23 protein-coding genes and 1 pseudogene are annotated in these 26,889 nt (G+C 64.1%); 19 read left to right on the top strand and 5 right to left on the bottom strand.

All coding sequences use genetic code 11. The annotated features are described in order from the left end of the window. Positions 1 to 60: 60 nt before the first annotated feature. The gene (locus tag CKO11_RS04310) at positions 61 to 1,914 is read left to right on the top strand and encodes a peptidylprolyl isomerase (RefSeq protein ID WP_223633352.1); all 1,854 of its coding nucleotides are present in this window, start codon (positions 61 to 63) and stop codon (positions 1,912 to 1,914) included. A gap of 11 nt (positions 1,915 to 1,925) precedes the next feature. Then, positions 1,926 to 3,434, top strand: coding sequence for an anthranilate synthase component I (trpE, locus tag CKO11_RS04315; protein ID WP_223633357.1), 1,509 nt, complete (start codon positions 1,926 to 1,928; stop codon positions 3,432 to 3,434). Between the two features lie 68 nt (positions 3,435 to 3,502). Here trpE and CKO11_RS04320 read toward each other — a convergent pair whose 3' ends face one another. Then, positions 3,503 to 4,975 (bottom strand): divergent polysaccharide deacetylase family protein, encoded by a 1,473-nt coding sequence (locus tag CKO11_RS04320; protein ID WP_223633358.1) that lies wholly within the window; start codon positions 4,973 to 4,975, stop codon positions 3,503 to 3,505. A gap of 144 nt (positions 4,976 to 5,119) precedes the next feature. Between CKO11_RS04320 and CKO11_RS04325 the strand changes: the two genes are divergently transcribed. From CKO11_RS04325 to lexA, 6 genes are all read left to right on the top strand, one after another. After that, complete coding sequence (locus CKO11_RS04325) at positions 5,120 to 5,707, top strand: anthranilate synthase component II (protein ID WP_223633359.1); 588 nt, start codon at positions 5,120 to 5,122, stop codon at positions 5,705 to 5,707. Next, positions 5,704 to 6,714 (top strand): anthranilate phosphoribosyltransferase, encoded by a 1,011-nt coding sequence (trpD, locus tag CKO11_RS04330; protein ID WP_223633360.1) that lies wholly within the window; start codon positions 5,704 to 5,706, stop codon positions 6,712 to 6,714. The genes CKO11_RS04325 and trpD overlap by 4 nt, the downstream gene beginning before the upstream one ends. Further along, on the top strand, positions 6,711 to 7,505 hold the full coding sequence (trpC, locus tag CKO11_RS04335; protein ID WP_223633361.1) for an indole-3-glycerol phosphate synthase TrpC: 795 nt from the start codon (positions 6,711 to 6,713) through the stop codon (positions 7,503 to 7,505). Before trpD ends, trpC begins: the two co-directional genes overlap by 4 nt. Next, positions 7,499 to 7,972 (top strand): cyclic pyranopterin monophosphate synthase MoaC, encoded by a 474-nt coding sequence (gene moaC / locus CKO11_RS04340; protein WP_223633362.1) that lies wholly within the window; start codon positions 7,499 to 7,501, stop codon positions 7,970 to 7,972. Before trpC ends, moaC begins: the two co-directional genes overlap by 7 nt. Further along, positions 7,969 to 9,147: a gephyrin-like molybdotransferase Glp gene (gene glp, locus CKO11_RS04345; RefSeq protein ID WP_223633364.1), complete on the top strand. Its 1,179-nt coding sequence runs from the start codon at positions 7,969 to 7,971 to the stop codon at positions 9,145 to 9,147. Before moaC ends, glp begins: the two co-directional genes overlap by 4 nt. Before the next feature lie 105 nt (positions 9,148 to 9,252). Next, positions 9,253 to 9,972 carry a transcriptional repressor LexA gene (lexA, locus tag CKO11_RS04350; protein WP_223633366.1) on the top strand — a complete coding sequence of 240 codons (720 nt, stop codon included), beginning with the start codon at positions 9,253 to 9,255 and terminating at the stop codon, positions 9,970 to 9,972. Between the two features lie 62 nt (positions 9,973 to 10,034). Here lexA and CKO11_RS04355 read toward each other — a convergent pair whose 3' ends face one another. Continuing rightward, positions 10,035 to 12,149, bottom strand: a complete 2,115-nt coding sequence (locus CKO11_RS04355) for a ComEC/Rec2 family competence protein (protein WP_223633571.1) — start codon at positions 12,147 to 12,149, stop codon at positions 10,035 to 10,037. A 138-nt stretch (positions 12,150 to 12,287) separates the two neighbouring features. Between CKO11_RS04355 and gltX the strand changes: the two genes are divergently transcribed. From gltX to CKO11_RS04380, 5 genes are all read left to right on the top strand, one after another. Further along, positions 12,288 to 13,688, top strand: a complete 1,401-nt coding sequence (gene gltX / locus CKO11_RS04360) for a glutamate--tRNA ligase (RefSeq protein WP_223633368.1) — start codon at positions 12,288 to 12,290, stop codon at positions 13,686 to 13,688. A gap of 72 nt (positions 13,689 to 13,760) precedes the next feature. Next, a complete protein-coding gene (gene gltA, locus CKO11_RS04365) occupies positions 13,761 to 15,056 on the top strand; it encodes a citrate synthase (protein ID WP_223633370.1) in 1,296 nt (431 codons plus the stop codon). Positions 15,057 to 15,191: 135 nt separating this feature from the next. Next, positions 15,192 to 15,632, top strand: coding sequence for an SRPBCC family protein (locus CKO11_RS04370; RefSeq protein WP_223633372.1), 441 nt, complete (start codon positions 15,192 to 15,194; stop codon positions 15,630 to 15,632). A gap of 80 nt (positions 15,633 to 15,712) precedes the next feature. Next, positions 15,713 to 16,027 (top strand): hypothetical protein, encoded by a 315-nt coding sequence (locus CKO11_RS04375; protein WP_223633375.1) that lies wholly within the window; start codon positions 15,713 to 15,715, stop codon positions 16,025 to 16,027. A gap of 95 nt (positions 16,028 to 16,122) precedes the next feature. Next, positions 16,123 to 16,785, top strand: coding sequence for an SDR family NAD(P)-dependent oxidoreductase (locus CKO11_RS04380; protein WP_223633378.1), 663 nt, complete (start codon positions 16,123 to 16,125; stop codon positions 16,783 to 16,785). A 24-nt stretch (positions 16,786 to 16,809) separates the two neighbouring features. Here CKO11_RS04380 and CKO11_RS04385 read toward each other — a convergent pair whose 3' ends face one another. Then, positions 16,810 to 17,070, bottom strand: a complete 261-nt coding sequence (locus CKO11_RS04385) for a sulfurtransferase TusA family protein (protein ID WP_223633381.1) — start codon at positions 17,068 to 17,070, stop codon at positions 16,810 to 16,812. A gap of 102 nt (positions 17,071 to 17,172) precedes the next feature. On the opposite strand from CKO11_RS04385, the gene CKO11_RS04390 reads away from it, so the two are divergent. The 6 genes and pseudogenes from CKO11_RS04390 to CKO11_RS04415 all read left to right on the top strand — a co-directional run bounded on the left by CKO11_RS04390 (position 17,173) and on the right by CKO11_RS04415 (position 25,132). Next, positions 17,173 to 17,928 carry a cytochrome c biogenesis CcdA family protein gene (locus tag CKO11_RS04390; protein ID WP_223633385.1) on the top strand — a complete coding sequence of 252 codons (756 nt, stop codon included), beginning with the start codon at positions 17,173 to 17,175 and terminating at the stop codon, positions 17,926 to 17,928. A 126-nt stretch (positions 17,929 to 18,054) separates the two neighbouring features. Beyond that, positions 18,055 to 20,610 (top strand): penicillin-binding protein 1A, encoded by a 2,556-nt coding sequence (locus CKO11_RS04395; RefSeq protein ID WP_223633389.1) that lies wholly within the window; start codon positions 18,055 to 18,057, stop codon positions 20,608 to 20,610. 143 nt (positions 20,611 to 20,753) lie between these two features. After that, positions 20,754 to 21,542, top strand: coding sequence for a 5'/3'-nucleotidase SurE (surE, locus tag CKO11_RS04400; RefSeq protein ID WP_223633392.1), 789 nt, complete (start codon positions 20,754 to 20,756; stop codon positions 21,540 to 21,542). After that, positions 21,539 to 22,189: a protein-L-isoaspartate(D-aspartate) O-methyltransferase gene (locus CKO11_RS04405; protein ID WP_223633395.1), complete on the top strand. Its 651-nt coding sequence runs from the start codon at positions 21,539 to 21,541 to the stop codon at positions 22,187 to 22,189. The genes surE and CKO11_RS04405 overlap by 4 nt, the downstream gene beginning before the upstream one ends. Before the next feature lie 68 nt (positions 22,190 to 22,257). Continuing rightward, positions 22,258 to 23,294, top strand: a pseudogene (locus CKO11_RS04410) (LysM peptidoglycan-binding domain-containing protein). 158 nt (positions 23,295 to 23,452) lie between these two features. Next, positions 23,453 to 25,132 (top strand): putative transporter, encoded by a 1,680-nt coding sequence (locus tag CKO11_RS04415; protein WP_223633397.1) that lies wholly within the window; start codon positions 23,453 to 23,455, stop codon positions 25,130 to 25,132. A gap of 145 nt (positions 25,133 to 25,277) precedes the next feature. On the opposite strand, the gene coaD is transcribed toward CKO11_RS04415, so the two are convergent. Both coaD and CKO11_RS04425 read right to left on the bottom strand, forming a co-directional pair. Beyond that, a complete protein-coding gene (gene coaD / locus CKO11_RS04420) occupies positions 25,278 to 25,772 on the bottom strand; it encodes a pantetheine-phosphate adenylyltransferase (RefSeq protein WP_223633399.1) in 495 nt (164 codons plus the stop codon). A 124-nt stretch (positions 25,773 to 25,896) separates the two neighbouring features. Next, on the bottom strand, positions 25,897 to 26,850 hold the full coding sequence (locus CKO11_RS04425) for a LysR family transcriptional regulator (RefSeq protein ID WP_223633400.1): 954 nt from the start codon (positions 26,848 to 26,850) through the stop codon (positions 25,897 to 25,899). Positions 26,851 to 26,889: the final 39 nt, after the last annotated feature.

Consider the following 26,889-nt stretch of genomic DNA (forward strand, 5'->3'; position numbering starts at 1 on the left):
TGCGGCCCCGCGCCCAAAGCCCTAAACACCGCCAGAAGGCCCAATAACCGGGAGGATGGGATGTCGACGAAGCTGCGCAGCCACGGCAAAAGCGTTGTGGTGTGGATCTTGCTTGCGATGCTGATCTTCGGTTTGGGCGGCTTTGGCATTTCGAACTTCTCGGGCGGGATCAAGACAATCGGCACCGTGGGCGACACTGAAATCACCGTGCAAGAGTATGCCAATGCCCTGCGGCAAGAAATGAATGCCGCCACCGCGCAATTTGGCCGCCCGCTCACGATGGATGAGGCGCGCAGCTTTGGGCTGGATCGCGCGGTGCAGGGGCAGCTTTTCGGGGCCGCCGCGCTGAGCGAGCAAGCCCGGCAGTTGCATCTCTCCGTCGGCGACGAAGAGGTGGGCCGCCAGATCACCGCTGCGCAGGCCTTCCAGGGCGTCGATGGTCAGTTCGACCGCACCGCCTATCGCGACATGATCCGCCGCCAAGGCTATAGCGAAGCCGCGTTCGAAGCGCGCCTGCGCGCCGATATTGCGCGCTCGATCCTGCAAGGGGCGGTGGCGGGCGGCGCGGTCGCGCCCGAGGTTCTGATCAACACCTATACCGCCTATCTGGGCGAGACCCGCGACATCGCCTTTGCCGAAATCACCGCAGACAATCTGCCTGCCCCCGTGGGCACGCCCGATGAGGCCGCGCTGCAAGCCTATTACGAGGCGCATATCGAGGATTTCACCGCCCCCGAGGCGCGCGAAATCACCTATGCATGGCTGACACCCGAAATGATGGCCGACACGGTCGAAATCGACGAGGCCACTTTGCGCGCCACCTATGAAAGCCGCATGGGCGACTATTTGCAGCCCGAGCGGCGCGACATTTCCAAGCTGGTCTTCCCGACGCTGGAAGAGGCCGAGGCAGGCATGGCGCGGATTGCGGCGGGCGAAGCGACACTGGCCGATCTGGCCGAAGAACGCGGCCTGTCGGCAAGCGACATCGCGCTGAGCGAACAAAGCGAGGCCGATATCGGCGGCGCGGCGGGCGCGGCGGTCTTTGCCGCGACCGATCTGGGCACGGTTGGCCCGTTTGACACCGATCTGGGCCCCGCGCTTTTTAGCATCGATGCGATCTATCCGGGCGAGGAAACCCGCTTTGAAGATGCGCGCGGCGATATTGCCGCCGAACTGGCCGCAGAGCGCGGGCGGCGGATGATTTCCGATCTGACCTCTGACCTTGAAGACCGGCTGGCCTCGGGCGCGACGCTTGAAGAGATGGACCGCGAAACCGCGATGCAACTGGGCCATATTGCGCTGACGCCCGAAACGACCGAGGGGATCGCGGGCTATGAAACCTTCCGCGACGTGGCCAATGCCGTGACCGAGCGCGATTTCCCCGAACTGGCGATGCTGGCCGATGGCGGCGTCTTTGCGCTGCGCCTTGATGGCATCACCCCGGCGACGCCAATCCCGTTTGAGACGGTGCGCGATCAAGTGGCCGAGGCTTGGGCGGCAGCGGAGCTGATGCGGCTTAAGACCGAACAGGCCGAGGCGGTGATTACCGCGCTCGAAGCGGGCACGCCGCTGGCCGATCAAGGGCTTGACGTGCGCACGGAAGATGCACTGATCCGAGGCGCCTTTGTCGAGGGCGCACCGCAAGATCTGGCCGCCACCGCCTTTGACACAGAAGAAGGCAAGGCCGCCATCGTGGCAGATGCCGACACCGTCTTTGTGGTGACGCCGCGCGCCGTGTATCCCGCTGATCTCGATAGCCCCGAAATGGAACAACTGGCCGAGACCTTCTCGACCCGGTTGGGGCAGATGATCGGCACCGATCTGATCGATTATTACGCCGCCGCCGCCCAGACCGAGGCCGGCATCACGCTTGACAGCACTGCGCTTAATGCGGTGCAGGCACAATTCCAGTAACGGAGGCCCCGATGGTTGCCCTTTCTCCCAGTTACGAGATGTTCGAGGCAGCCTGGGCCGAGGGCAAGAACCAACTGGTTTATGCCCGGCTCGCCGCCGATCTGGATACGCCCGTCTCGCTGATGCTGAAGCTGGCGGATGCGCAGAAAAACTCGTTCATGCTCGAATCCGTCACCGGCGGCGAGGTGCGCGGGCGGTATTCGATGATTGGGATGAAACCCGATGTGATCTGGGAGTGCCGGGGCGAGCAGGCGCGGATCAACCGGCAAGCGCGGTTCGATGACACATTCGAAGAGCTGCCGGGCCATCCGTTTGAAAGCCTGCGCGCGCTGATTGCCGAAAGCCGGATTGAGATCCCCGAGGATCTGCCCGCAGCAGCATCGGGGCTGTTTGGCTATTTGGGCTATGACACGATCCGTCTGGTCGAGCATCTGCCCGATGTGAACCCCGATCCGCTGGGCGTGCCCGATGCGGTGCTGATGCGGCCCTCGGTCGTGGCGGTGCTGGATGGGGTGAAGGGCGATGTGATCTTGTGCGCGCCCGCCTTTCAAGGCTCTGGCCTATCGGCGCGCGCGGCCTATGCGCAAGCGGCGGAACGGGTGATGGATGCGCTGCGCGATCTGGACCGGTCGCCCGCACAGGGGCGCGAAATGGGCGAGGCCGCGCAAGTGGGGCCGATGCGGTCGAACTTCACGCCCGAGGGCTATAAGGCCGCCGTGGAAAAGGCCAAAGACTACATCCGCGCGGGCGATATTTTCCAAGTCGTGCCCGCGCAACGCTGGGCCGCCGATTTTCCGCTGCCGCCCTTTGCGCTTTATCGCTCGCTGCGGCGCACCAACCCCTCGCCTTTCATGTTCTTTTTGAACTTTGGCGGGTTCCAGATTGTGGGTGCCAGCCCGGAAATTCTGGTGCGGCTGCGCGAAAATGAAGTGACGATCCGCCCGATCGCGGGCACCCGTCCACGGGGCGCGACGCCTGCGGAAGACAAGGCGCTGGAACGGGACCTGCTGGCCGACAAGAAAGAACTGGCCGAGCATTTGATGCTGCTGGATCTGGGGCGCAACGATGTGGGGCGGGTGTCGCAGATCGGGACCGTGCGCCCGACCGAGAAATTCGTGATCGAGCGCTATTCCCACGTCATGCATATCGTGTCGAACGTGGTCGGCGAATTGGCCGATGGCGAAGATGCGCTGTCGGCGCTGCTGGCAGGTCTGCCGGCGGGCACCGTGTCAGGCGCGCCAAAGGTCCGCGCGATGGAAATCATTGACGAGCTAGAGCCCGAAAAGCGCGGCATCTATGGCGGCGGCGTGGGCTATTTCGCCGCCAATGGCGAGATGGACATGTGTATCGCGCTGCGCACCGCCGTGGTGAAGGATGAAACGCTTTACATCCAAGCGGGCGGTGGTGTGGTCTATGACAGCGACCCCGAGGCCGAATTCCAAGAAACGGTCAACAAATCCAAGGCCCTACGCCGCGCTGCGGAAGATGCGGGCCTGTTCGTGCGGCGCGGCAACAGCTAAGCCTATCGGCCCGGACGCTCTGTCCGGGCCGCCCCCAACGGCACGGGGCATTTTAGGGCTAGTGCATTTTAGGGCTGGCGCATCGCCTGCACGGTGGCTGACAGCGGCGCAAGGTTCAGCGCCGCCGCTTCCTCAAAAACCCATTCCTGAAGCCCGGCAATCGACTCAGGCCACGCCGACAGCATCACCACGACAGAGCCATCGCGGTTCGCCTCAAAGGCGGCGCGCGACAACGTGCGTGCGATCACAGGGGCCTTGTCGCGCCGCGCATCCAACACGCGCCAGATCGTCGCTTGCAGCCCCGCGTCGTCGGTCACGCCCCGGCTCATGGCCTCCATGCCCACCGCTTGGGTGACATAGACCATACCTTCTGCCGCCAGCGCCTCGCGCGCCTGCTCGGCCAGACGGCTTGCGCCTTGCAACACGGGCTTGGGCGGTTCGACCAGCGCCAAAGCCTCGGGCACCGCCGCGCGCCAAGCCGCCAGCGCGACCTCCACATCCTTCGGCGCAGCGCCGGGCGGCAGGTCATCGGCCAAAATCCCCACCTCAAACCCCGCCGCGCGATACTCGGCAGCGGCTTCGGTCACATCGGGCGCCGCCGGGTCCAGCGCCAGCGTCAGCCAAGGCCCCAACGCCTTGATCGTGGCACGATCCAACCCGCCCGCCGCCGGACCGGGATCAACCAGCACCACGGTGAACCAAGGCTTATCGGGCGCGGCATTGAAGGCGGCAGCATATTTCTCGATCGCGGGGCGGTCCGCTTCTGCCTCCGGCGGCAGCGCTGGGGCCGGATCAGGCAATGCCTCATCGGTGGCGGGCGCGGCTTGCGGCGCGCCGCCGATCTGCGGCAACCGGTTGACCTTAGTCCCTGCTGCATCGGCGAACCCGCTGTTTGCGCCCGCCTCTAGTCCGGGGCTGATCACACGCGGCAGCCCCGGACTGACCGGCACCAGCGCGCCATCGGGCATCAGCGTGATTTCCTGCCCCGGGCCGGGCACCGCCTCGGCGGGCGGCAAATCGGGGGCCACGGCTTCGCCCGGGGGCGGCACCGGCATGGTGGGCGCCCCGCTGGGCAACCGCTCTAGCGCCACGTCGGGCGTTTGCTGCGGCACCAATGCGGTCGGGCTGTCTGTGCCGGTTTCGGGGCGCGGCGGCGGGGCCGTCACCGGATCGTCCAGCGCGGCAATCTCTGCCTCGGTCTGCGCCTCGGTCATCGGCGCGCGCGGCACCGCCTCGACCCCGGCGGGCGCGGGCGTTTCCCCCGGCAAAGTGGGCACGGCCTCGGCCCCGGGGCGGGCAAATTCAGACCCTGCGGGCAGCGGCACCCCCTCGGCCGGGCCAGAGGCGGCGGTCGCCCCTTGCCCCGGGCGTTGCGCTTGCGGCGGCGCAGGGTCTGTGGCGGGGTCGGGGTCGGTCTCGGGCACGGTCGGAAGCACCAGCCCCACCTGGGTGGGCGGCGGCAGCATCAACGATGCCGTGGCCAGCCCCAGCCCCGAAACGATCACCCCCGACGCCATTCCCGCGATTATGCCACGCGCCATGCTGCCTCTCCTTGCCTGTGCGCGCGCGGGCCGCGCCCCGCATATGCCTTGCGGGCTTGACCCGGGCCGCGCGCTCTGAACATCTATACCCCGACATCCGGCCCTGTTCACCCCCAGATTGCGCCGGACCAGGAAGGAATGCCCATGCTGCTGCTCATCGACAACTACGACAGCTTCACCTACAACCTTGTGCATTATTTCGGCGCGCTTGGGGCCGATGTGAAGGTCGTGCGCAACGATGCGATGGATGTGCAAGCCGCCATGGGCCTTGGGGCCGAAGCGATCATCCTGTCCCCCGGCCCTTGCGATCCGGCGCAGGCGGGCATTTGCCTCCCGCTGACCTTGGCAGCGGCAGAGGCGGGCGTGCCGCTGATGGGTGTGTGTTTGGGCCATCAAACGATTGGCGAGGCCTTTGGCGGCAAGGTGGTGCGCGCGGGCGAGATTGTGCATGGCAAGATGGGCCAGATCGAACATGCGGGCAAAGGCGTGTTCCGCGACCTGCCCAGCCCCTTTGAGGCCACCCGCTACCACAGCCTGATTGTCGAACGCGACAGCCTGCCCGATTGCCTAGAGGTCACCGCCTGGCTGGACGGCGGCATGATCATGGGGCTGCGGCACAAGGAAAAGCTAATCGAGGGCGTGCAATTCCACCCGGAATCGATCGCCTCGGAACACGGCCATCAATTGCTGCGCAATTTTCTTGAAGAAGCAAAGGTGAAGGTGAGCGCATGAGCGAGTTGAAACCCCTGATCGGCCTTGCCGCCGACCGCGCCCTGACCCGTGCCGAAGCCGAAACCGCCTTTGAGATTTTCTTTGAAGGGGCGGCTACGCCCGCGCAAATGGGCGGGCTGTTGATGGCGTTGCGCACGCGCGGCGAAACGGTGGATGAAATCGCCGCCGCCACCTCGGTGATGCGCGCAAAGATGACCCGGGTCAGCGCACCGGAAGGCGCGACGGATATTGTCGGCACCGGCGGCGATGGCAAAGGGACGCTGAACATTTCCACCGCGACGGCCTTTGTTGTGGCCGGCGCGGGCGTGCCGGTCGCCAAACACGGCAACCGCAACCTGTCGTCGAAATCGGGGGCGGCGGATGCGCTGACCGCGCTGGGGCTTGATGTGATGAAGGGCCCGGCTCTGGCCGAGCAAGCGCTGAAGGATGTGGGCATCACCTTCTTGATGGCGCCGATGCACCACCCGGCGATGAAGCACATCGGCCCCGCGCGGGTCGAGCTGGGCACGCGGACCGTCTTCAACCTGCTGGGGCCGCTGACCAACCCCGCGGGCGTAAAGCGGCAATTGACCGGCGCGTTTTCGCGCGATTGGATCCGGCCCATGGCCGAGGTGCTGAAAACGCTGGGCTCCGAGTCCGCATGGCTGGTGCATGGCTCGGACGGCACCGATGAGCTGTCGATCTGCGGGGTGAGCTGGGTCGCGGCGCTGGTCAATGGCGAGATCAGCGAATTTGAGGTCCACCCCGAAGACGCGGGCCTGCCCGCGCATCCGTTCGAGGCGATCATCGGCGGCGAACCGTCCGAGAACGCCGCCGCGTTCCGCGCGCTTTTGGCGGGCGAACGCAATGCCTATCGCGATGCGGTGCTGCTGAACTCTGCGGCAGCGCTCGTTGTGGCGGGCAAGGCGGGCACTCTGAAAGAGGGCGCCGGATTGGCCGCTGAAAGCATCGACAGCGGCGCAGCGGCGGGCAAATTGGATGCGCTGAAAGCGGTGCTCGGCGCATGACCAACATCCTCGACCGGATCAAAGCCTATAAGCTGGAAGAAGTGGCCGAAGCGAAAGCGCGGCTGCCGATGGCCGAGGTCGAAGCCGCCGCCAAGGCCCAAGCCGCCACCCGCGGTTTTGCCGAGGCTTTGCGCACAAAAGCTGCGCAAGGCTATGGCTTGATTGCGGAAATCAAGAAAGCCTCGCCCTCCAAAGGGCTGATCCGGCCCGATTTTGACCCGCCTGCACTCGCCAAAGCCTATGAAGCGGGCGGCGCGGCGTGTTTGTCGGTTTTGACCGATACGCCCAGCTTTCAAGGCGCACCCGAATTTTTGACCGCCGCGCGCGATGCTTGCAACCTGCCCGCTTTGCGCAAAGACTTTCTTTATGACCCCTATCAGGTGGCCGAGGCGCGCGCATGGGGCGGTGATTGCATCTTGATCATCATGGCCTCGGTCGAGGACAGCTTGGCCGCAGAACTGGAAGACGCCGCCTTTGGTTGGGGCATGGATGTGCTGATCGAGGTGCATGACGGCGCCGAGCTTGAGCGCGCATTGAACGTGCTGAAATCGCCGCTTTTGGGGGTGAACAACCGCAACCTCAAAACCTTTGAGGTGACGCTGGATGTGACCCGCGCATTGGCGCCCACGATCTTGGCAGAAGGGCGCGAATTGGTCTGCGAAAGCGGGCTTTTCACGCCGCAAGATCTGGCCGATATGGCCAAGGTGGGTGCGCGCCGGTTCCTGATTGGTGAAAGCCTGATGCGGCAGGCCGATGTTGCCGCTGCCACGAAAGCGCTGCTGGCATGCTAAGCCATTTCGACCAAGCGGGCAAAGCGCATATGGTCGATGTTTCCGGCAAACCCGTCACTGCGCGCGAAGCGGTGGCCGAGGGCTGCGTGGTGATGGCCCCAGAAACGCTTGCCCTTGTCACCGAAGGCACAGCGGAAAAGGGCGATGTTTTGGGCATTGCGCGGGTGGCAGGCATCATGGCGGCGAAAAAGACCGCCGAGATCATTCCGCTGTGTCATCCGCTGCCGATCACCAAGGTCGCGCTGGATTTGACCCCCGATGCCACCTTGCCCGGCGTGCGCATTCGCGCCACCGTCAAAACCTCGGGCCAGACCGGGGTGGAGATGGAGGCGCTGACCGCCGTGTCGGGCGCGGCGCTGACGCTTTATGATATGCTCAAGGCGGCGGAAAAGGGGATGCAAATCGAAGGCATCCGCTTGGTGATGAAAGACGGCGGCAAATCGGGCCGGTATGAGGCCACCCCGTGATTTCGGTCGATGAGGCGCTCGCGCATGTCTTGGCGCTGGCCGCGCCTTTGCCCAGCGAAACCGTGCCCTTGGCCGACGCGGCGGGTCGCGTCTTGGCCGAACCTGCGATCGCGCAACTGACCCAACCGCCCTTTGATGCCGCCGCGATGGACGGCTATTGGCTGGCTGAAAGCGATGCCACCCCCGGCGCCACGCTGACCGTGGCGGGCGAAGCGGCGGCGGGCCATGGTTTTGGCGCAGAGATCCCCCCCGGACATACGCTACGCATTTTCACGGGCGCCCCCTGCCCCGCGCGCCCGGGCCGGGTGATCCCGCAAGAGGATGTGACGCGCGAGGGTGACACCATCACCCTGACCAAACTGCCCAAAACCACCCACATCCGCCCGCGCGGTCAGGACTTTGCGCAAGGCAGCCCCCATTTCCCGCGCCGACGGCTAAATGCCCGCGACATCGGGCTTTTGGCGGCCATGAATGTGGCCAAGGTGGTGGTGCATCGCCGCCCCGTGGTGGCGATTATCGCCACAGGTGATGAATTGGTGGACCCCGGCGATGCCCCCGGCCCCGATCAGATCATCTGCTCGAACAATTATCTTTTGGCCGCAGAGGTGGCGCGCCACGGCGCCGAGGCGCGGATACTGCCGATTGCACGCGACACTGAGCCGAGCCTGCGCGCCGTCTTGGCGCAAGCCGAAGGCGCCGATCTGGTACTGACCTCGGGCGGGGCCTCGGTTGGGGACCATGACATTGTCGGGAAAGTGGCCGCGACGATGGGGTTGGAACGGTCGTTTTGGAAAGTGGCGATGAAGCCCGGCAAACCGCTGATGGCGGGGCGGCTGGGCGGCGCGGCGCTATTGGGCCTGCCCGGCAACCCGGTCGCGGCGGCGGTTTGCGCCGATCTGTTCCTGCGCCCGATGCTTTTGAAATTCCAAGGGCTTGCGGCCCCGCTCACGCTTGCCAAAGCGATTTTGGGCTGCGATCTGCCGCCCGAAGGCCCACGCCAGCATTACCAGCGTGCGCGCCTGACATCCGGCGAAAACCTGCCCGTGATCACCCCATTTTCCAGCCAAGATTCCGCGCTCTTGAGCATTTTGGCAGAGTCCGAGGCGCTGCTGATCCGCCCGCCCCATGACAGCGCGCGCCGCGCGGGGGAAACGGTCGCTTACCTGCCGCTTTAGGCGTTGCCCTGCGCGCCGCCGCCCCCAAGCTTGATTGACACGAAACGAGAACGGGGTTAGAACAAGTCAAGAACGCCGATAAGCGTTACAGGCGAGGAAAACGGAATGCTGACACGCAAGCAACTGGAGCTTTTGGACTTTATCCAAAAGCGCATGGCGCGCGACGGGGTGCCACCTTCTTTTGATGAAATGAAGGATGCGCTGGATCTGCGCTCCAAATCCGGCATTCACCGGCTGATCACGGCCTTGGAGGAACGCGGCTTCATCCGGCGGCTGGCGCATCGGGCACGGGCCTTGGAAATCCTCAAGCTGCCCGAGTCGCTGGAACGCGCCGCAGAGAGCCCGGCCGCAGCCCCGTCCCCGGCGCCCGGCTTTACGCCCAAGGTGATCGCGGGCGACAAAACCGACCCGCCGCGCGGCGCGCTGGAGGTGACGGTAAGCGCGATGGAATTGCCGGTGATGGGGCGGATTGCCGCCGGGGTGCCGATCGAGGCGATTGCGCAGGTGTCGCATCATGTAGCGGTGCCGGGGTCGATGCTATCTGGCAAGGGCGAACATTATGCCCTTGAAGTCAAAGGGGATTCGATGATCGAGGCGGGCATCAACGATGGTGATATCGTGGTGATCCGCAGCCAAGGCACCGCCGAAAATGGCGATATCGTCGTGGCCTTGGTCGAAGATCACGAGGCGACACTGAAGACCTACCATCGGCGCGGCGGGATGATTGCGCTGGAAGCCGCGAACCCGGCTTATGAAACGCGGATTCTGCGCGACGATCAGGTGAAGGTGCAAGGCCGACTGGTCGGGTTGATCCGCAGCTATTAAGCGAAACCGCATTTTGCGACGAAACCGCCGCGCCTTTGGGGCGGCGGTTTTGCGTTGGGTTACTAAGGGGCAGCCCCGGTCCCCGCCCCGGTCCAAAGCCGATGCCCGGCACGCTGTGCCGCGCTGCGCTGCCGCCCTTTGGCATCAAAGGCGAGTGCCCCGGTCGCGGCCATTGCCCGACGATCCAGAACCGTGCAGTCGCCGGTGAAGCCCGGCGGCGCAAAGGTATCAAGCACGACCAAAGCCGCGCCCCGGCAGACCTTGGGCAGGGCCGCAAGCGCGCCGCTGCCCGTCAGATGCACAAGGGCATGGCCCTGCCACGCGGCCTGCCGGTTGCCCTTCGGGCCAGAAAACCCTTCCCTCTGCGCCGCTTGATCGGGGGCTGCGGTATCGCCATCGGCCTCCAACCAGCGCGCGGCGGTATAGCGCGGTGCGGCTTTCGACAAAGCCCGGCCTTCCGGGCCCATCAACCCGACCAAGGCGCCCTCTTGCGCAATCAAAAGCGTCGGGCGCGTCGCCACGCCCCACCCCAGCGCCGCGACCACAATCGCCACCAAGGCAAGGCTGCGCAGCGCCCCGCGCGCCAAGACCGCCGTGCCCGCCGCCAGCGCCAGCACCGGCAGCACAAAACCGGGCGGCGCGGCCAAAGCGCTTTGCGCGCCCGAAAGCCCCGCGACCCAATCGGCCACCGCCAGCACCCAAGCCGTGCCCTTGCCCATGAGCCAAAGCGCGGGGGCCGCAAGCCCCAGCGGCGCAAGACAGGCCGCCAGCACCCCCATCGGCATCACCACGATCCCCATCACGGGAACCGCCAGCAGGTTCGCCAATATCCCGTAATGCGACATGCGTCCGAAATGGGCCGCCGCAATCGGCGCGGTGACCAGCCCCGCCACCAACGAGGTCAGCACCAGCATCGCCACTGGACGCAAAAGCCATGGGATCGACCTTTGCCAGCGTGGCCAGGGTTTGGCGATCAAAACAAGCGCGGTGGTGGCGGCAAAGCTCATCTGGAAACCGGGGCCCAAAAGCGCCTCGGGCCAAAACAGCAGCAACCCCAGCGCCGCCAGCGCCACCGTGTGCAACGACAGCGCCCGCCGATCCAGCAACACCGCGCTTAACATCACCGCGATCATGATCCACGACCGTTGCGTGGCGATATCGGCGCCCGAAATCCACAAATAAAGCGTGGCCGCCACCAGCGCGACGGCGGCGGCGATTTTTTTCGTGGGCAGGCGCAGCGCCACCCACCCCCAAAGCGCCAGCCCGTGGCGGATCGTGGCGAAGACAAATCCCGCCAGCATTCCCATATGCAGCCCCGAGATCGACACCATGTGATAAAGGTTAGAGGCGCGCATGATGTCATTCGTCGCCTCGGTGATGGCGGATCGGTCCCCCGTCATAAGCGCAGCCGAAACCGCCCCCGCCTGCCCCGGAATGCGCGCCTGCATCGCAGCCGAAAGCGCCATGCGCCAGCGATGCGCGGCAAGGCCCCAATCGGCGGGATCGGGCGGCGCGATGACCAAAACCGGGGCGCGGGTATAGCTAAGCGCGCCCAGCCGCGCGAACCATGCATTGCGGCGAAAATCCCATGCGCCGGGCTCTGAGGGGCCATTGGGGGGGCTCAGATGCGCGGTGGTCATGACGCGCAGCCCCGGTTCAGGCGCAAAATCGGGGCGCGCGCCATGCAGCGCGATGCGCGCCCGCGCGGGCCATGTAGCGGGCGGCTGGCCGGGCAGACGCACCTGATCCAGCGTCAGGCGCAGCACATCGCGCGCCGAGCGGTCGATACGGATGATCCGCCCCTCCACCGGGCCATAAATCCGATGCTCAAGCACCGGGGCGGCCACGGATTGGGCGCGATATTCCGCCGCCAACGCCCCCACAACCCCCAAAACAAGAAGCGCGGCGGGCAGATGCAGCGCACCGGGGCCGCGCATCCAGGCCCAAAAGCCAAGCGCCGCAAGCGCCAAAGCCAAAAGATGAAAGAGGGCGCCGGGCTCGGCAGGCAAGGTGAAATAGAGCCCGATCCCCGCCCCCAACGCCAAGGGCGCCCAAAGCAGCCAGTGGATCTGCGCGCGCTCAAGCGCCCCTAGGGGATCGCCCAGCCCCGCCAAAGAAGCCCTTGAAACAGTGTGCAAAAACGCCCCCACGCGGCGCATGGGCCGTGTGGGCGGCACCTCGGGCAATGCTGCGCTCCCCCGCGCCACTTGTCCCGGCCCCCTTTCGTGGATTAGAGAACCCCTCAAGAAAGCCTACGGGCATCATGGTTTCCAAAAGGTTAATTCAGCCCCATCGGGGCTGCGAGAAAGGCCGCTATGTCTCAAAAAATCGTCACCCGCTTCGCCCCTTCGCCCACCGGTTACCTGCATATCGGCGGCGCGCGCACAGCACTTTTCAACTGGCTTTATGCGCGCGGCAATGGCGGCACTTTCTTGTTACGGATCGAAGATACCGACCGGGCGCGCTCGACCCCCGAGGCGACGGCGGCAATCTTGAAAGGGCTTGCATGGCTGGGTCTTGATTACGATGGCGAACCGATCAGCCAGTTTGAACGGGCCGATCGCCATGCCGATGTGGCGCGCGAAATGCTGGCCAAGGGCATGGCCTATAAGTGCTTTGCGACCCAAGAAGAGATCGAAGCCTTCCGCGAGGCGGCGCGGGCCGAGGGCAAATCCACCCTTTTCCGTTCACCTTGGCGCGATGCCGACCCTTCCACTCATCCCGATGCGCCCTATGTGGTGCGCCTGAAGGCCCCGCGCGAGGGGGCCACGGTGATCGAGGACAAGGTGCAAGGCAAAGTGACCTTCCGCAATGACCAGCTCGATGACATGGTGTGTTTACGTTCCGATGGCACACCAACCTATATGCTGGCCGTTGTCGTCGATGACCATGACATGGGCGTGACCCATGTGATCCGGGGGGACGATCACCTGACCAATGCCGCGCGCCAAGTGCAGATCTATACCGCGATGGGCTGGGATGTGCCGACCTTCGCGCATATTCCGCTGATCCATGGGCCCGATGGCAAGAAACTCTCGAAACGCCACGGCGCGGTTGGGCTCGAGGAATATCAGGCGATGGGCTACCCGGCGGCGGGGATGCGCAACTATCTGACGCGTCTTGGCTGGAGCCATGGGGATGATGAATTCTTCACCGATGCGCAGGCCCGCGCGTGGTTCAACCTTGATGGAATCGGGCGCGCCCCGGCGCGGCTCGATTTCAAAAAGCTCGAAAACATCTGCGGCCAGCATATGGCGCAGATCGACGACGCCGATTTGCTGGCGCAGCTTGAAGGTTACCTTGCGGCAGCGGCACAGGAGCCGTTGAACGATGCACAGAAAGTGGCGCTGAAAGCGGCCCTGCCCTTGGTGAAAACAGGCGCGAAGACATTTGGCCAACTGCTTGAAAAGGCACGCTTTGCGCTGATCAGCCGCCCCGTAGATGTGGATGAGAAGGCGGCCAAGGCGCTTGACCCGGTATCCCGTGGTATACTGAAAGAATTGACGGAACAGTTGCAAACTGCTAGCTGGACGCGAGAAGACCTCGAAAGTGTCGCAGGACAGATTGCCGCAGCGCATGATCTGGGCCTTGGCAAAATTGCCGCGCCCCTGCGCGCGGCGCTGGCCGGGCGCACCGCAACACCTTCGGTGTTTGATATGATGGAATTGCTTGGCCGCGACGAAGTTCTGGCCCGGCTGGAAGACCAGGTGGGCTGATCCGCAGCCTACCTTTCCCGGGAAACCGGATCAGACGCTCCGGCACGCTTGCCGGCTACAGGAGAGGGACAAATGGCAGAAACCCAACGCGTTGCCACGCTTACGCTCGACGGCAAGACCTATGAATTGCCCGTGCTTTCGCCCACCGTGGGGCCTGATGTGCTCGATATCCGCAAGCTTTATGGACAAGCGGATGTGTTCACCTTTGACCCCGGCTTCACCTCCACTGCGGCTTGCGAGTCGGAAATCACCTATATCGACGGCGACAAGGGCGAGCTGCTTTACCGTGGCTACCCGATCGAGCAACTGGCTGAGAAATCGCACTATCTGGAAGTTTGCTATCTGCTGCTGAACGGCGAATTGCCGAACGAAAAGCAGATGAACGATTTCGAATATCGGATCACCCGGCACACGATGCTGCACGAGCAGATCTTGATGTTCTTCCGCGGCTTCCGTCGTGACAGCCACCCGATGGCCACGATGGTGGGCGTGGTCGGCGCGATGTCGTCGTTCTACCACGACTCTTTGGACATCAACGACCCGTGGCAGCGCGAAGTCGCCGCGATGCGGATGATCGCCAAACTGCCGACGATCGCAGCGATGGCCTATAAATATTCGATCGGCCAGCCGATGGTCTACCCGCGCAACGATCTCGATTACGCGTCGAACTTCCTGCACATGTGCTTCTCGGTGCCGGCGGAACCCTATGTTGTGAAACCGGAACTGGCGAAAGCCATGGACCGGATCATGATGCTGCACGCCGATCACGAGCAAAACGCCTCCACCTCGACGGTGCGTCTGGCCGGTTCGTCGGGCGCGAACCCGTTTGCCTGTATCGCCGCGGGGATCGCCTGCCTTTGGGGCCCGGCACACGGCGGCGCGAACCAAGCCTGCTTGGAAATGTTGCGCGAAATCGGCTCGGTTGATCGCATTCCGGAATACATTGCGCGCGCGAAAGACAAGAACGATCCGTTCCGCCTGATGGGCTTTGGCCACCGCGTTTACAAAAACTTCGATCCGCGCGCCAAGGTGATGAAGGAATCGGCCGACGAGGTGCTGGATCTGCTCGGCATCCACGACAACCCGATCCTGCAAGTCGCCAAAGAACTGGAAAAAATCGCGCTGGAAGACGATTATTTCGTCTCCAAGAAGCTTTACCCGAACGTCGATTTCTATTCGGGCATCATCTTGGAAGCGATGGGCTTCCCGACCGCGATGTTCACCCCGATCTTTGCGCTGTCGCGCACCGTGGGCTGGATTTCGCAATGGAAAGAAATGCTTGGCGATCCGACGGGCAAGATTGGCCGCCCGCGTCAGCTGTACACCGGTCTGCCCGCGCGCGACTATCGCGAGGTCAAAGACCGCTAAGGCACCGCGGGGCCCCAAAAGACGCAACAGAACCGAAAGGCCGGGGCGCATGCCTCGGCCTTTTGCCGATGCGCCACCCTTGACGCCGCTCTCTGGCCCCTATTTTCTGAACCCAGAGCGCACCGGAGGACCCGCATGAGCCAGCCCCAAAGCATTGCCATTTCCGCCACGCCACAGGCCGTCTTCGCCCGCTACGAAGCGGTCGAGACATGGGCGCGCTGGGACCCGGAGGTGAGTGAGGTGCATCTGCCCGAAGGCCTGCTTGCGGGGGCGCGCGGCTGGCTCAAACCGCGCAAAGGGCCGAAATCCCCGATCGTCGTGACCGCCGTGGATCACGGGCGATCCTTCACCGTCGAAAGCCCCCTGCCCCTGTGCAAACTGCGTTTTCACCACCGCTTGGAGGAAACTGAAACCGGCTGCACCACCACCCATTGGATCAGCTTTTCCGGCCCGCTGGCGTTTTTGTTTTCGATGCTGGCCGGGCCGTCGATCCGGGCTGGCCTGCCGCAGACGCTTGCCGGGCTCAAGGCCGAATGCGAAGGCACCGCGCCCCCAGACGCGGAAACCACCGACTAAAGCCCCAAATTGTGAAGCGCGCCGCCGTTGCGCAACCGTGGCCCCGGTGCTAATTTTCGCGCGCATCAAGGAGTTTGCTTATGGTCTGGCTGCTGACGATCTACACGCTGTTTTCGCTGGGGCTGTTGTTTGGAGCCGCAGAGTTGGAACGCCGCGCGATCAACGAACGCCGCTACGGGCCGAATGGCCGGGCCATGCTCCTGTCGCTTGTGATCTCGGTCGTGGCCTCGATCTTCGTGATCATCGGCGGGGCAATTTCCTCGGGCTGGATCTATATTCTGCACCTTCTGGGCGCCTCGATCGTCTATCACGGCTTCATGGGCATTTCTTTGGTGCATGGCCTACAAGAGGTTTCGGCCCGCGTGGCACGCCAACGCCTGCCCGCCCGCGTGTGATCGCGAAAGCGCGCCATCTGCCCACCTGCGCCAAACCGACGCTTGCGCGGCCCTGTCCCCGCGCCTAGATACCGGGCAAACCCCGGAGGAAGAACATGACCGACCAGCCGAAAAAGAAACTCGCCCTTGTCACTGGCGCGTCGCGGGGCTTGGGCTTTGCCATGGCCGAAGAACTGGGCAAGCAGGGTTGGCATGTGGTGGCGGTGGCGCGCACCACCGGCGGGCTTGAAGCGCTTGATGACCGCATTCAGGCGGCGGGGGGCTCGTCCACGCTGGCGCCGCTGGATATCACCAAGCCCGAAGAAATGCTGACACTGGCGCAAGGTATTGCCTCGCGCTGGGGCGGCGCCGATCTGTGGATCCATGCTGCCATTCACGCCGCGCCGCTGTGCCCCACCGGGCATATCGATGCCGAAGACGTGGAAAACTCGGTCAATACCAACTATGTCGCGGTGACCACGCTTATTCCGCTGGTCGAGCCGCTTTTGCGCGCGGTCGATGGCAAAGCGGTCTTCTTTGACGATGACCATTTCGGCCAGCCGTTCTGGGGCTCTTATGGGGCCACCAAAGCGGCGCAAATGTCGTTGGTGCGCGGCTGGCAGGCCGAAACCGCCAAGATCGGCCCGAAAGTGCAAATCGTGCAACCGCAGCCGATGGAAACCGCCGTGCGCGCGCGGTTCTACCCGGTCGAAGATCGCGACCCGCTGCATGATTGCCATGACGAGGCGCGCCGCCTTCTGGCCGAAATTCTGGACTAAGCCACGCCTCCTGCCCCGCGCCGCTTACGCTTTGGCTGGCGCGGGCCTGTCGGGGCCGCGCTGCACGCGGTAGTGCAAAACGCCCTCGGCCTCTTCGGCGGACAAAAGCTTATGCCCCGCCTGCGCGCAAAAATGCGGCACGTCGATCCAGCTTGCGCGATCGGTGGCTTGCATTTGCACCACCGCCCCTTCGGGCAGGCCCAAAAGCGCCTTGCGCAGGCGCAGCACCGGCAGCGGGCACAACAGGCCGCGCAGATCAAGGCTTAGGGCAGGATCATCGGACATAGCCCCGCCCTAACGCCCAAGCGCGGCGCTGTCCACGGCAATGTGAGCGGCGCGCCCGTTTGCACAGATGACGTGCGGCGCGCAGGGTGCTAGCAAGGGCGCATGTTCGGGATCGACCTCATAGACGCCGCATTTCTGCCCGCCGCCTTCGCCGCTTTCGTGGCGGGGGTGATCTCGTTTCTGAGCCCTTGCGTGCTGCCCATCGTGCCCCCCTATCTGGCCTATATGGGAGGCGTGACGGTGTCGGAGATGGGGGCTGGCGCGCCCGCCGCGCGGGGCCGGGTCTTGCTGGCAGCGCTGTTTTTCGTGCTGGGCCTTTCGACCGTCTTTTTGCTGATCGGGCTGGGCGCCTCGGCGCTTGGTCAGGCGGTCGGCAGTTGGCGCGATGAACTGGGCAAGGTGGCGGGCGTCGTGGTGATGATCTTTGGCGCGCATTTCCTTGGTATCTACCGGATCGGCTTTTTGGATCGCGAATTCCGCATGGAAACCGGCGACCGGGGCGGCTCGGCGCTTGGGGCCTATGTTCTGGGGCTCGCCTTTGCCTTTGGCTGGACGCCCTGCCTTGGTCCGGTTCTGGGCGCGATTGCCTCGCTTGCGATGGCCGAGGGCGGCCCGGGGCGCGGGATGGGGCTGCTGGCGGTTTATGCCGCGGGTCTCGGCCTGCCCTTCTTGGTGGTTGCGGCCTTCTTTCCCGCCTTGGGGGGCGCGATGGCCTTCATGCGCCGCAATATGGGCCGGATCGAGAAAATCTCGGGCCTGTTGCTATGGACCGTCGGGCTGTTCATGCTGACCGGGCAACTGTCTGATTTCTCGTTCTGGATCTTGGATGCTTTCCCGGCGCTGGCCGCCTTTGGCTAAGCCCGACCCCGCGCTTGCCCCGCGGCTGCGTTTTCCCGCCGGCTGACAGCAAGTTGCTTTGACCCACTGCCCGCCCCGCGTTATAGGGGCGCACTATCGGGGCCATATGCCCCACGGGGGTGCCTTTTGATCCGCTTCGTCCTGTCTTCGCTTGGGGGGGTCTTCTCCTGGATCGTCACCGCGCTTTTCTTTGCCGCGCTGACCATCGGTGCCATCTTCTGGATGTATGGCCGCAACCTGCCCAGCCATGAACAGCTTGCCCAATACACCCCCAAGACGATCTCGCGGATCTATTCCGGCGAAGGCCGATTGATCGACGAATTCGCGCAGGAACGGCGCATTTTCGTGCCGATCTCGGATATTCCCGATGTTGTCAAACAGGCCTTCGTCTCGGCCGAGGATCAGAATTTCTACATCCACAAAGGCTATGACGCGCGCGGCATCGTCGCGGCGGCCTATGCGGCGATCAAATCGGGCGGGCGCAATGTGCGCGGCGCCTCCACCATCACCCAGCAGGTAATGAAGAACTTCCTTTTGGATGGCTCGCGCTCGGCGGAACGCAAGATCAAGGAACTGATCTTGGCCGCGCGGGTCGAACGGGCCCTGTCGAAAGACCGCATCCTAGAGCTTTATCTCAACGAGATTTTTCTGGGCCAGAACTCCTATGGGGTGGCCGCTGCGGCGCAGACCTATTTCAACAAGACCTTGGGCGAGTTGAGCGTGGGCGAGGCCGCCTATCTGGCCGCGCTGCCGAAAAAACCCGCCTCGCTGCATCCGGTGCGCAATTATGAAGAGGCGCGTTTGCGGCGCAATTACGTGCTGCGCCGCCTTTACGAAGACGGCCATATCGATCAGGCCACGCTGAAGGCGGAACAGGCCAAAGAACTCAAAACCGTGCAGCGCGGCGACTATCCGCCGTTTCGCCAAGCCCTGCCGCCGCGCGACTATTTCACCGATGAGATCCGCCGCCAGCTTTCCAAAAGCTTCGGGCAAGATGAATTCTTTGGCGGCGGCCTGACGATCCGCGCCACGGTCGACCCCAAGCTGCAAAAGCAAGCGGCCAAGGCGTTGCAAAATGCGCTGGAAAAATATGACCGCGGGCGCGGTGTGTGGCGCGGCACCAAGGCGAAAATCCCCGCCGATCAACTGGGCGACGAACGGGCGTGGCGCGCGGCTTTGGCCGATGTGCCCACCGACACGGCCCCGCGTGATATCGACGGCTGGCATGCGGCGGTCGTGCTGGAGCTGGGCGATAGCTCGGCGCGGATCGGTATCGAGGGGATCGAAGAAGATGAAGACGGCCATTGGATCCCGCCCGAAGATGTAACTTGGGCGCGCAAGCTTAAAGACGATGGCAAGCTGGGCCCGCGTGCGCGGCGCGCCTCTGACCTGCTTGAGCTGGGCGATGTCGTGCTGGTGCGCGCGATCACCAAAGACAGCGATGGGTCGTTCATTCGCTGGAGCTTGCGGCAAGTGCCGCAGGTGCAAGGCGCCTTTATGGCGATGGATGTGCATACCGGGCGTGTTCTGGCGATGCAGGGCGGCTTTTCCTATCAATCGACCGTGTTCAACCGCACCACACAGGCGATGCGCCAGCCCGGCTCCAACATCAAACCGATCGTCTATGCGGCCGCGCTCGATTCCGGGTTCAGCCCGGAAACCATCGTCGTCGACGCCCCGATCGAGGTGAACACGCCCCAAGGTCTGTGGCGGCCGCAAAACGCCTCGAACCGCTATTACGGCCCGACGCCGTTGCGCACCGGGCTGGAACAATCGCGCAACCTGATGACGGTCCGGATCGCGCAGGAAATCGGCATGGATACGGTGGCCAGCTATGCCGAACGCTTTGGCGTTTATGACCGGATGGGGCCCTATCTGGCCAATGCGCTTGGGTCGCAAGAAACCACCATGTATCGGCTGATCTCGGCCTATGCGATGTTTGCCAATGGCGGCAAGCGGCTGGAACCCACCTTGGTGGACCGGGTGCAAGACCGCTGGGGCCGCACGATCTACCGCCACGACCAAAGCGATTGCCTCGATTGTGCAAACCCCAACCTGCCCGAGGGGCTTGGCCCGCGCATCCGCACCAATTCAGAACAGGTGATCGATGCGATCACCGCCTATCAGATGGTGTCGTTGATGGAAGGCGGGGTGAAGCGCGGCACGGGCACGGGCGTGCGGCTGCCGGTGCCGGTGGCCGGCAAAACCGGCACCACCAATGACGCGAAAGACGTGTGGTTCACGGGGTTCACCTCCAATATCGTGGCCTCTTGCTACATGGGTTATGACCAACCGCGCGGCTTGGGGCGCGGCGCCTATGGCGGCACGCTTTGCGTGCCGGTTTTCAACGAATTCATGCAAGAGGCGATCAAGGATTACGGCGGCGGGCGCTTCAAGGTGCCGCCGGGGGGCTTTTGGCAGAACTTCAACCGCTTCACCGGCGAAAAGCTGCCCCCCTATGTCACCGGCGATTTTGTGCAGGCCGAATATCTGCGCGAAGATCAAGACCTGCGCGGGCTAGGGATGATCGTTGATGGTGGCTTTGCAATGGGGGCGGATCTGCCGCTCTTTTCCCAAGGCGAGACCGATGGCAACACCACCGTCACCACCTCCACCGGCAAGACCCGGGTGATCCCGAAAAAGGCCGATTTCGGCACGCTTTCGGCGGGCGGGCTGTATTAAGGCTACCTTGGCAGGGGGCCGACGCCCCTGCCCCCCTAGAAAACGAGTCCCGAAGGGCACACCCTTGCGGCAATTGTGCGGGCTTGCTTGTGGCGCGCGCGGCGCCTTGCTAAGCAGGGCCAAAGGGCGGCGAAGGGGTTTTGATGCGCATTCTCATCACCAATGACGACGGGATCAACGCCCCCGGCTTGGCCGTTTTGGAAGAGATCGCCCAAGGGCTTGCGGGCCCCGACGGCGAGGTGTTCATCGTGGCCCCCGCCTTTGAGCAATCGGGCGTGGGCCATGCGATCAGCTACAATCGCCCGATGTCGATAGCCGAACTGGCCCCGCGCCGGTTCGCCGCCGAAGGCAGCCCCGCCGATTGCGTGCTGGCGGGCCTTTATGACGTGATGCCCGATGCCCGGCCCGATCTGGTGCTATCGGGCGTGAACCGGGGCAATAATGCCGCTGAAAACGCGCTTTATTCGGGCACTTTGGGCGGTGCGATGGAGGCCGCGCTGCAAGGCGTGCCCGCGATTGCGCTAAGCCAGTTTTTGGGTCCGGCCTGCCTTGGCCCCGGGCTTGACCCGTTCGAGGCCGCGCGGGTGCATGGCCCGGCTTTGGTCCGCAAAATCTGGGACAAGGGCATCTGGGACGATGGCCCCTATCGGGTCTTTTACAACGTCAATTTCCCCCCCATTCCAGCGGCACAGGTCAAAGGCACGCAAGTCGCCGCGCAAGGCTACCGCGCCGACAGCTTCTTTTCGGTGGCCCCGGCCACCTCGCCCAACGGGCGGCGGTTCTTGTGGATCAAGGGCGGACCGCAACACGGTGCCACCGCGCCGGGCACCGATGCTTTGGCCAATCTTGAAGGTCATATCGCCGTCACGCCGATGCGCGCCGATCTCACCGCGCATGATCTGCTGAGCGATTTGGCGGAGCGGCTTGCATGAGCGAAAGCGACGATCTGGCCCAACGCAAGATGCAGTTTCTGTTCGCGCTGCGCTCGAAGGGCGTGACCGATGCGCGGGTGCTGGCCGCGATGGAGCGGATCGACCGGGGCGCCTTTGTGCGCGGGATCTTTGCCGAACGCGCCTATGAAGACATGCCGCTGCCGATCGCCTGCGGGCAGACGATCTCGCAACCTTCGGTCGTCGGGCTGATGACGCAGGCGCTGGCGGCGGGGCCGCGCGATACGGTGCTCGAAATCGGCACCGGCTCGGGCTATCAGGCGGCGGTGCTGTCGGTGCTGGCACGCCGGGTTTATACCGTGGATCGCCACCGGCGCTTGGCGCGCGAAGCACAGGCGGTGTTCGAAGCGCTTGATCTGGCCAATATCGTCTCGCTCGCCTCGGACGGCTCACGCGGGCTGCCCGATCAGGCCCCGTTTGATCGCATTCTCGTGACGGCGGCAGCCGAAGACCCGCCGGGGCCGCTGTTGTCGCAGCTGAAGATCGGCGGTATCATGGTTTTGCCGGTGGGGCAGTCGGATACCGTGCAAAGCTTGATCCGCGTCACCCGGACAGAGACCGGATTAGACTATGAAGAATTGCGCCCGGTGCGTTTCGTGCCCTTGATCGAAGGCATGGCGGGCGATTGAAGGCGGCAGGGCGCGGGACGCCTGAAACCAAGCCCCCGGGCAACGGGGCAAAAGACGAGGACCGAGCAATGGCAGCAATTCGAGCCAAGAGCATGACCCGGATGGCGCTTTCGGGCGCGGCGCTGTTGACGCTGGCGGGCTGCATGGATGCCGATTTGCGGGGCTTTGGCCAATTGGGCTTTTCCACCACAGATGCGGCGCGGCAAGCCACGGCCAGCCGCCCCACCCCCGATGCACGCGGAGTGATTTCCTATCCCAATTATCAGGTCGCGGTCGCGCGTCAGGGCGATACTGTTTCTGATATCGCTGCGCGGTTGGGCGTCAATGCCACCGAATTGGCGCGCTACAATGCGCTTCAGCCTACAACCGTTTTGAACAAGGGCGAGGTCGTGTCGCTGCCGCGCCGCGTGGCCGAACCCAGCGGTGCGACCCTGCCGGGCGGCGAGCGGATCGATATCACCTCGCTTGCTTCGGGGGCGATCGACCGCGCCGAGGGCACGCAATCGCCCGCCAGCACCGCCACGCCGACCAGCGGCACCCAGCCCGCCGGGTCCGAGCCGATCCGCCACAAGGTCGCGCGCGGCGAAACCGCTTATTCCATCGCGCGCTACTACAATGTGTCGGCCAAGGCGCTGGCGCAATGGAACGGCCTGCCCTCGGATATGAGCGTGCGCGAAGGCCAGTATCTGCTGATCCCGGTGGCCACTGGCAAGCCGCCCCAGACCTTGGCGCGAACCGCACCGCAGCCTCGTCCAATGCGCGCTTTGCGATGCCCGTTTCGGGGGCGATCTTGCGCCCCTATGTGAAGGGGAAGAATGACGGGGTCGATATTTCGGCCAGCGCCGGCACCCCGGTCAAAGCCGCCGATGCGGGCACCGTTGCGGCAATCACCAAAGACACCGAGCAAGTGCCGATTTTGGTGCTGCGCCATTCGGGGGGCTTGTTGACCGTCTATGCCAATATCGATGGTATCGCGGTGAAAAAAGGCGACAGTGTCAAACGCGGCCAAGCCATTGCCAAAGTGCGCAAAGGCGATCCGGGCTTTGTGCATTTCGAGGTGCGCAAAGGATACGATTCGGTCGATCCGATGCCCTATCTGGAATAAGCCGCAAGGGCTGCGACGCCGCCGCCCAGCACAGTTCACAATCTGCAGGAAAAGGGGGCATTCGCCCCCTTTTTTTGGCACATCACAAGGGGTTGACCCAAGATGCGAGGTGGCGCAACCTGTCGCAGGGGAGGGCACCCAAAAGGAGGAGGGTGACCATGGCTCTTTTGAATTTTCTCCATTCCCTATCGGAGGTTGCACTGGCATCGGCCGCCTTGATGCTGGCCGGGGCGCTGGGGTTGCTTCTGGGGGGGGTGAATTGGCGCGGCATCGGCCTTGGTATTGGCGGTGTGCTGTTTGCCGGGCTGTTTGTCGGCCATTTTACATCGGCCGCCGGGCTGCATCTGTCGCCCGAAATGCTGGAATTCGTCCGTGAATTCGGCCTGATTATCTTTGTTTTCACCATCGGGATTCAGGTCGGCCCCGGCTTTTTCGCCACGCTGCAAAAGGCGGGGTTGCAGTTCAACCTGATCGCAGCCTCGATCGTGCTTTTGGGCGTTGCGACCACGGTCGCGCTGCATTTCATCGCCGATATCCCGGTGCCCGCGCTGGTGGGGTTGATGTCGGGCGCGGTGACCAACACCCCCGGTCTGGGGGCGGCGACACAGGTGCTTAAAGATGCCGGTGTGTCCTCTGAGGTGATATCAGAGGCCTCCTTGGGCTATGCGGTGGCCTATCCGTTCGGGATCATCGGCATTTTGATCACGATGATCGCGGTGCGCACGGTTTTGCGCATCAAGCTGGAAACCGAAGAGGAACAATTCGAAGCCTCCCGCGCCAAGGGCGCGGTCGAACTGCCCGCAATCAATGTGGTGGTGCATAACGCCAACCTCGAAGGGTTGCCGCTGGGCGAGGTGCCCGATCTTTATGACCAAGGCGTTGTCGTTTCGCGCCTCAAGCGCGGCGATATGCTGATGCATCCCTCGCGCAAGATGGTGCTGCATCTGGGCGATGTGCTGCATCTGGTCGGCCCCGCCGAAAAGCTGCATGCGATGGTGCTGATCTTGGGCGAAGAGGTCGATGTCAGCCTGACGACGACCAAAGGCTCGCAACTGACCTGGCAGCGCATCGCGGTGACCGCCAAGAAAGCGCTTGGCAAACGCATCAGCGATTTCGGGCTGGAAGAACGCGGCGTATCGATTTCGCGCTGCACACGGGCGGGCACCCAACTGCCGATCGAGGCGGGGCTGACGCTGCAATTTGGCGATATCCTGACCGTGGTCGGGCATCCCAGCGATGTGGACTTGGTCAAGCCGCTCTTTGGCAATCAGGCCAAAAGCCTTGAACTGGTGCAATTCGCGGGTGTGTTCTTCGGCATCTTGATCGGCATTGGGATCGGCTCGATCCCGATTGCCTTCCCCGGCCTTCCGGCGCCCTTGAAACTGGGCCTTGCAGGCGGGCCGCTGGTCACCGCCATCGTGCTGTCGCGCATCGGGTTTTTGGGGCCTTTTGTGTTTTTCATGCCGCCGGTGGCGAACCATGCGTTGCGCGAATTGGGGATTGTGCTCTTTTTGGCCGCCGTCGGGCTGAAGGCGGGCGGGCAATTCGTCGATACGCTGATGAATGGCGACGGGTTTAGCTGGATGTTCTATGGCATGTTCATCACCGCGATCCCGCTGATGATCGTGGGCTTTGCCGCGCGGATCATCTGGAAGGTGAATTACCTCAGCCTATCGGGCGTGTTGGCGGGGTCGATGACCGACCCGCCGGCGCTGGCCTTTGCCACCAATATGTCCAGCACTTCTGCCGCCGCCATCGGCTATGCCTCGGTCTATCCGCTGGTGATGTGTATGCGGATCTTGGCGCCGCAGATCATCGTGCTGACCTTGATGGTCTAGCGCGGTTTCGCCCCGGCGCGGCCGGGGCGACCCGGTGGGGGGGCGCTGCCCCCCAAACCCCCCGGGATATTTTTCAAAGTCAAAAGACCAGGCGTGCCGGGCTGGCGCGCCTTTCTTTTGAAAGTCGCGTGAAAAGGGGGCCAGCCTAGCCGCGCAGCCGCGCGATCAGACGTTCCTCGACCGCAGGGGGCACGAATCGGGAGACATCGCCGCCCAGACGCGCGATTTCCTTGACCAGTTTCGAGGCAATCGCCTGACGCCGTGCATCGGCCATCATGAACACCGTCTCGACGCTGTCATCAAGTGCGCGGTTCATGCCCACCATCTGGAATTCATATTCGAAATCCGCCACTGCGCGCAGGCCCCGAATGATCACGCTCGCCCCCACATCATGGGCGCAATCGATCAGCAGGTTTTCAAACGGATGCACCACGATCTCGCCGCCGCATTTGGCGGTGATGCGCGCGCATTCGGCTTGCAGCATTGCCACACGTTCTTCGAGGGTGAACAAGGGCCCCTTGTCGCGGTTGATCGCCACGCCGATCACCAACCGATCCACCAGCGCCAGCGCGCGTTGGATGATATCGGTATGGCCGAGCGTCACCGGATCGAAGGTGCCGGGATACAGACCGATGCGCATGGGTGCCTCCTCCTCGCGCCGCATTCACGAACGGGTGAGCGCACGCAACAGCATTCAGCCCGATTTTGCAAGCGCCACAGCCCGCGCCGCAGCGTCACGGGCATGTCACCGTGCCCCAAGTCCGCTATACATCATGCCCCGGCGCCGGTGCCAAGGCCCGCGTGGGCGAGCCGAGCCCCTGCCCCGCGGCAGCCATTGCCTCAAGCCGCGCCACCTCGCGCCGCATGCCCCGCCCCAACGCCTCGGCCAGACGCTCTAGCCGTTCGGACCGGCGGTCATCGGCATGGCGGATCAACCAAAAGGCGCGGCTCAGCCCAATTTCCTCGGCCAGCACCCGCACCACGCCGGGCGTGAAGGGCAGCGCGAAATCATGCACGATGCCCAGCCCCGCCCCCGCGCGCAGCATCTGCATTTGCACCGACACCGAATTGGAGGCAAGCCCGACCGCCTCGGCGCGCGTTTCGGCCAGATAGTCCAGTTCCTTGTCAAAGATCATGTCGGGGATATAGCCCACGATCCGATGCGCGCGCAGATCGGCGCGCGTTTGAATGGGCGGGTGCAGCGCCAGATAATCTTCATGCGCGGCCAGATGCAGGTGGTAATCGACCAGCTTTTGCACTGTCAGACGCCCCGCCGTGGGGGGCGAAACGGCAATGGCCATGTCCGCCTCGCGCTTGGAAAGGTTAAAGACGCGCGGCAAAGCGACGATCTGGATTTCGAGCCCCGGATGGGCGTCGCAAATCTCGGCGCAAACTTGGGGCAAGAGGTAATTGGCACAACCATCCGGCGCGCCGATGCGCAATTGCCCGGTCAATTGCCGCCCGGTGCCCGAAAGTTCCTCGGCTGCGCCGGCAAACGCGGCTTCCGCCGCTTCGGCATGGGGCAAAAGCCGCCCGCCCGCCTCGGTCAGCGCATAGCCTTGCGGCGATTTCACGAAAAGCGCTGCTCCCACCGCCTCTTCCAGCCGCGCGATGCGCCGCCCGACCGTGGCCGCATCGCATTTGAGCGCCCGCCCCGCGCCAGACAGGCTTTCGGCCCGCACCACCGCCAAGAACACCCGAAGATCATCCCAATCCATGCCCCACCTTTGCAAAACTGCAAAACGCTTTTGCCAGAC

This window comes from Rhodobacter sp. TJ_12 (assembly GCF_020023995.1).
Lineage (GTDB): Bacteria > Pseudomonadota > Alphaproteobacteria > Rhodobacterales > Rhodobacteraceae > Rhodobacter.

Excerpts from the sequence above, each read along its gene's own strand:
- CKO11_RS04405 (WP_223633395.1), top strand. The coding sequence starts at position 21,539 with ATGAGCGAAAGCGACGATCTGGCCCAACGCAAGATGCAGTTTCTGTTC.
- coaD (WP_223633399.1), bottom strand. The coding sequence starts at position 25,772 with ATGCGCATCGGTCTGTATCCCGGCACCTTCGATCCGGTGACGCTCGGC.
- CKO11_RS04370 (WP_223633372.1), top strand. The coding sequence starts at position 15,192 with ATGAGCCAGCCCCAAAGCATTGCCATTTCCGCCACGCCACAGGCCGTC.
- trpE (WP_223633357.1), top strand. The coding sequence starts at position 1,926 with ATGGTTGCCCTTTCTCCCAGTTACGAGATGTTCGAGGCAGCCTGGGCC.
- trpD (WP_223633360.1), top strand. The coding sequence starts at position 5,704 with ATGAGCGAGTTGAAACCCCTGATCGGCCTTGCCGCCGACCGCGCCCTG.
- gltA (WP_223633370.1), top strand. The coding sequence starts at position 13,761 with ATGGCAGAAACCCAACGCGTTGCCACGCTTACGCTCGACGGCAAGACC.
- CKO11_RS04320 (WP_223633358.1), bottom strand. The coding sequence starts at position 4,975 with ATGGCGCGTGGCATAATCGCGGGAATGGCGTCGGGGGTGATCGTTTCG.
- CKO11_RS04415 (WP_223633397.1), top strand. The coding sequence starts at position 23,453 with ATGGCTCTTTTGAATTTTCTCCATTCCCTATCGGAGGTTGCACTGGCA.
- CKO11_RS04325 (WP_223633359.1), top strand. The coding sequence starts at position 5,120 with ATGCTGCTGCTCATCGACAACTACGACAGCTTCACCTACAACCTTGTG.
- CKO11_RS04380 (WP_223633378.1), top strand. The coding sequence starts at position 16,123 with ATGACCGACCAGCCGAAAAAGAAACTCGCCCTTGTCACTGGCGCGTCG.
- trpC (WP_223633361.1), top strand. The coding sequence starts at position 6,711 with ATGACCAACATCCTCGACCGGATCAAAGCCTATAAGCTGGAAGAAGTG.
- CKO11_RS04385 (WP_223633381.1), bottom strand. The coding sequence starts at position 17,070 with ATGTCCGATGATCCTGCCCTAAGCCTTGATCTGCGCGGCCTGTTGTGC.
- CKO11_RS04390 (WP_223633385.1), top strand. The coding sequence starts at position 17,173 with ATGTTCGGGATCGACCTCATAGACGCCGCATTTCTGCCCGCCGCCTTC.
- CKO11_RS04310 (WP_223633352.1), top strand. The coding sequence starts at position 61 with ATGTCGACGAAGCTGCGCAGCCACGGCAAAAGCGTTGTGGTGTGGATC.
- lexA (WP_223633366.1), top strand. The coding sequence starts at position 9,253 with ATGCTGACACGCAAGCAACTGGAGCTTTTGGACTTTATCCAAAAGCGC.
- moaC (WP_223633362.1), top strand. The coding sequence starts at position 7,499 with ATGCTAAGCCATTTCGACCAAGCGGGCAAAGCGCATATGGTCGATGTT.
- surE (WP_223633392.1), top strand. The coding sequence starts at position 20,754 with ATGCGCATTCTCATCACCAATGACGACGGGATCAACGCCCCCGGCTTG.
- CKO11_RS04375 (WP_223633375.1), top strand. The coding sequence starts at position 15,713 with ATGGTCTGGCTGCTGACGATCTACACGCTGTTTTCGCTGGGGCTGTTG.
- gltX (WP_223633368.1), top strand. The coding sequence starts at position 12,288 with ATGTCTCAAAAAATCGTCACCCGCTTCGCCCCTTCGCCCACCGGTTAC.
- CKO11_RS04425 (WP_223633400.1), bottom strand. The coding sequence starts at position 26,850 with ATGGATTGGGATGATCTTCGGGTGTTCTTGGCGGTGGTGCGGGCCGAA.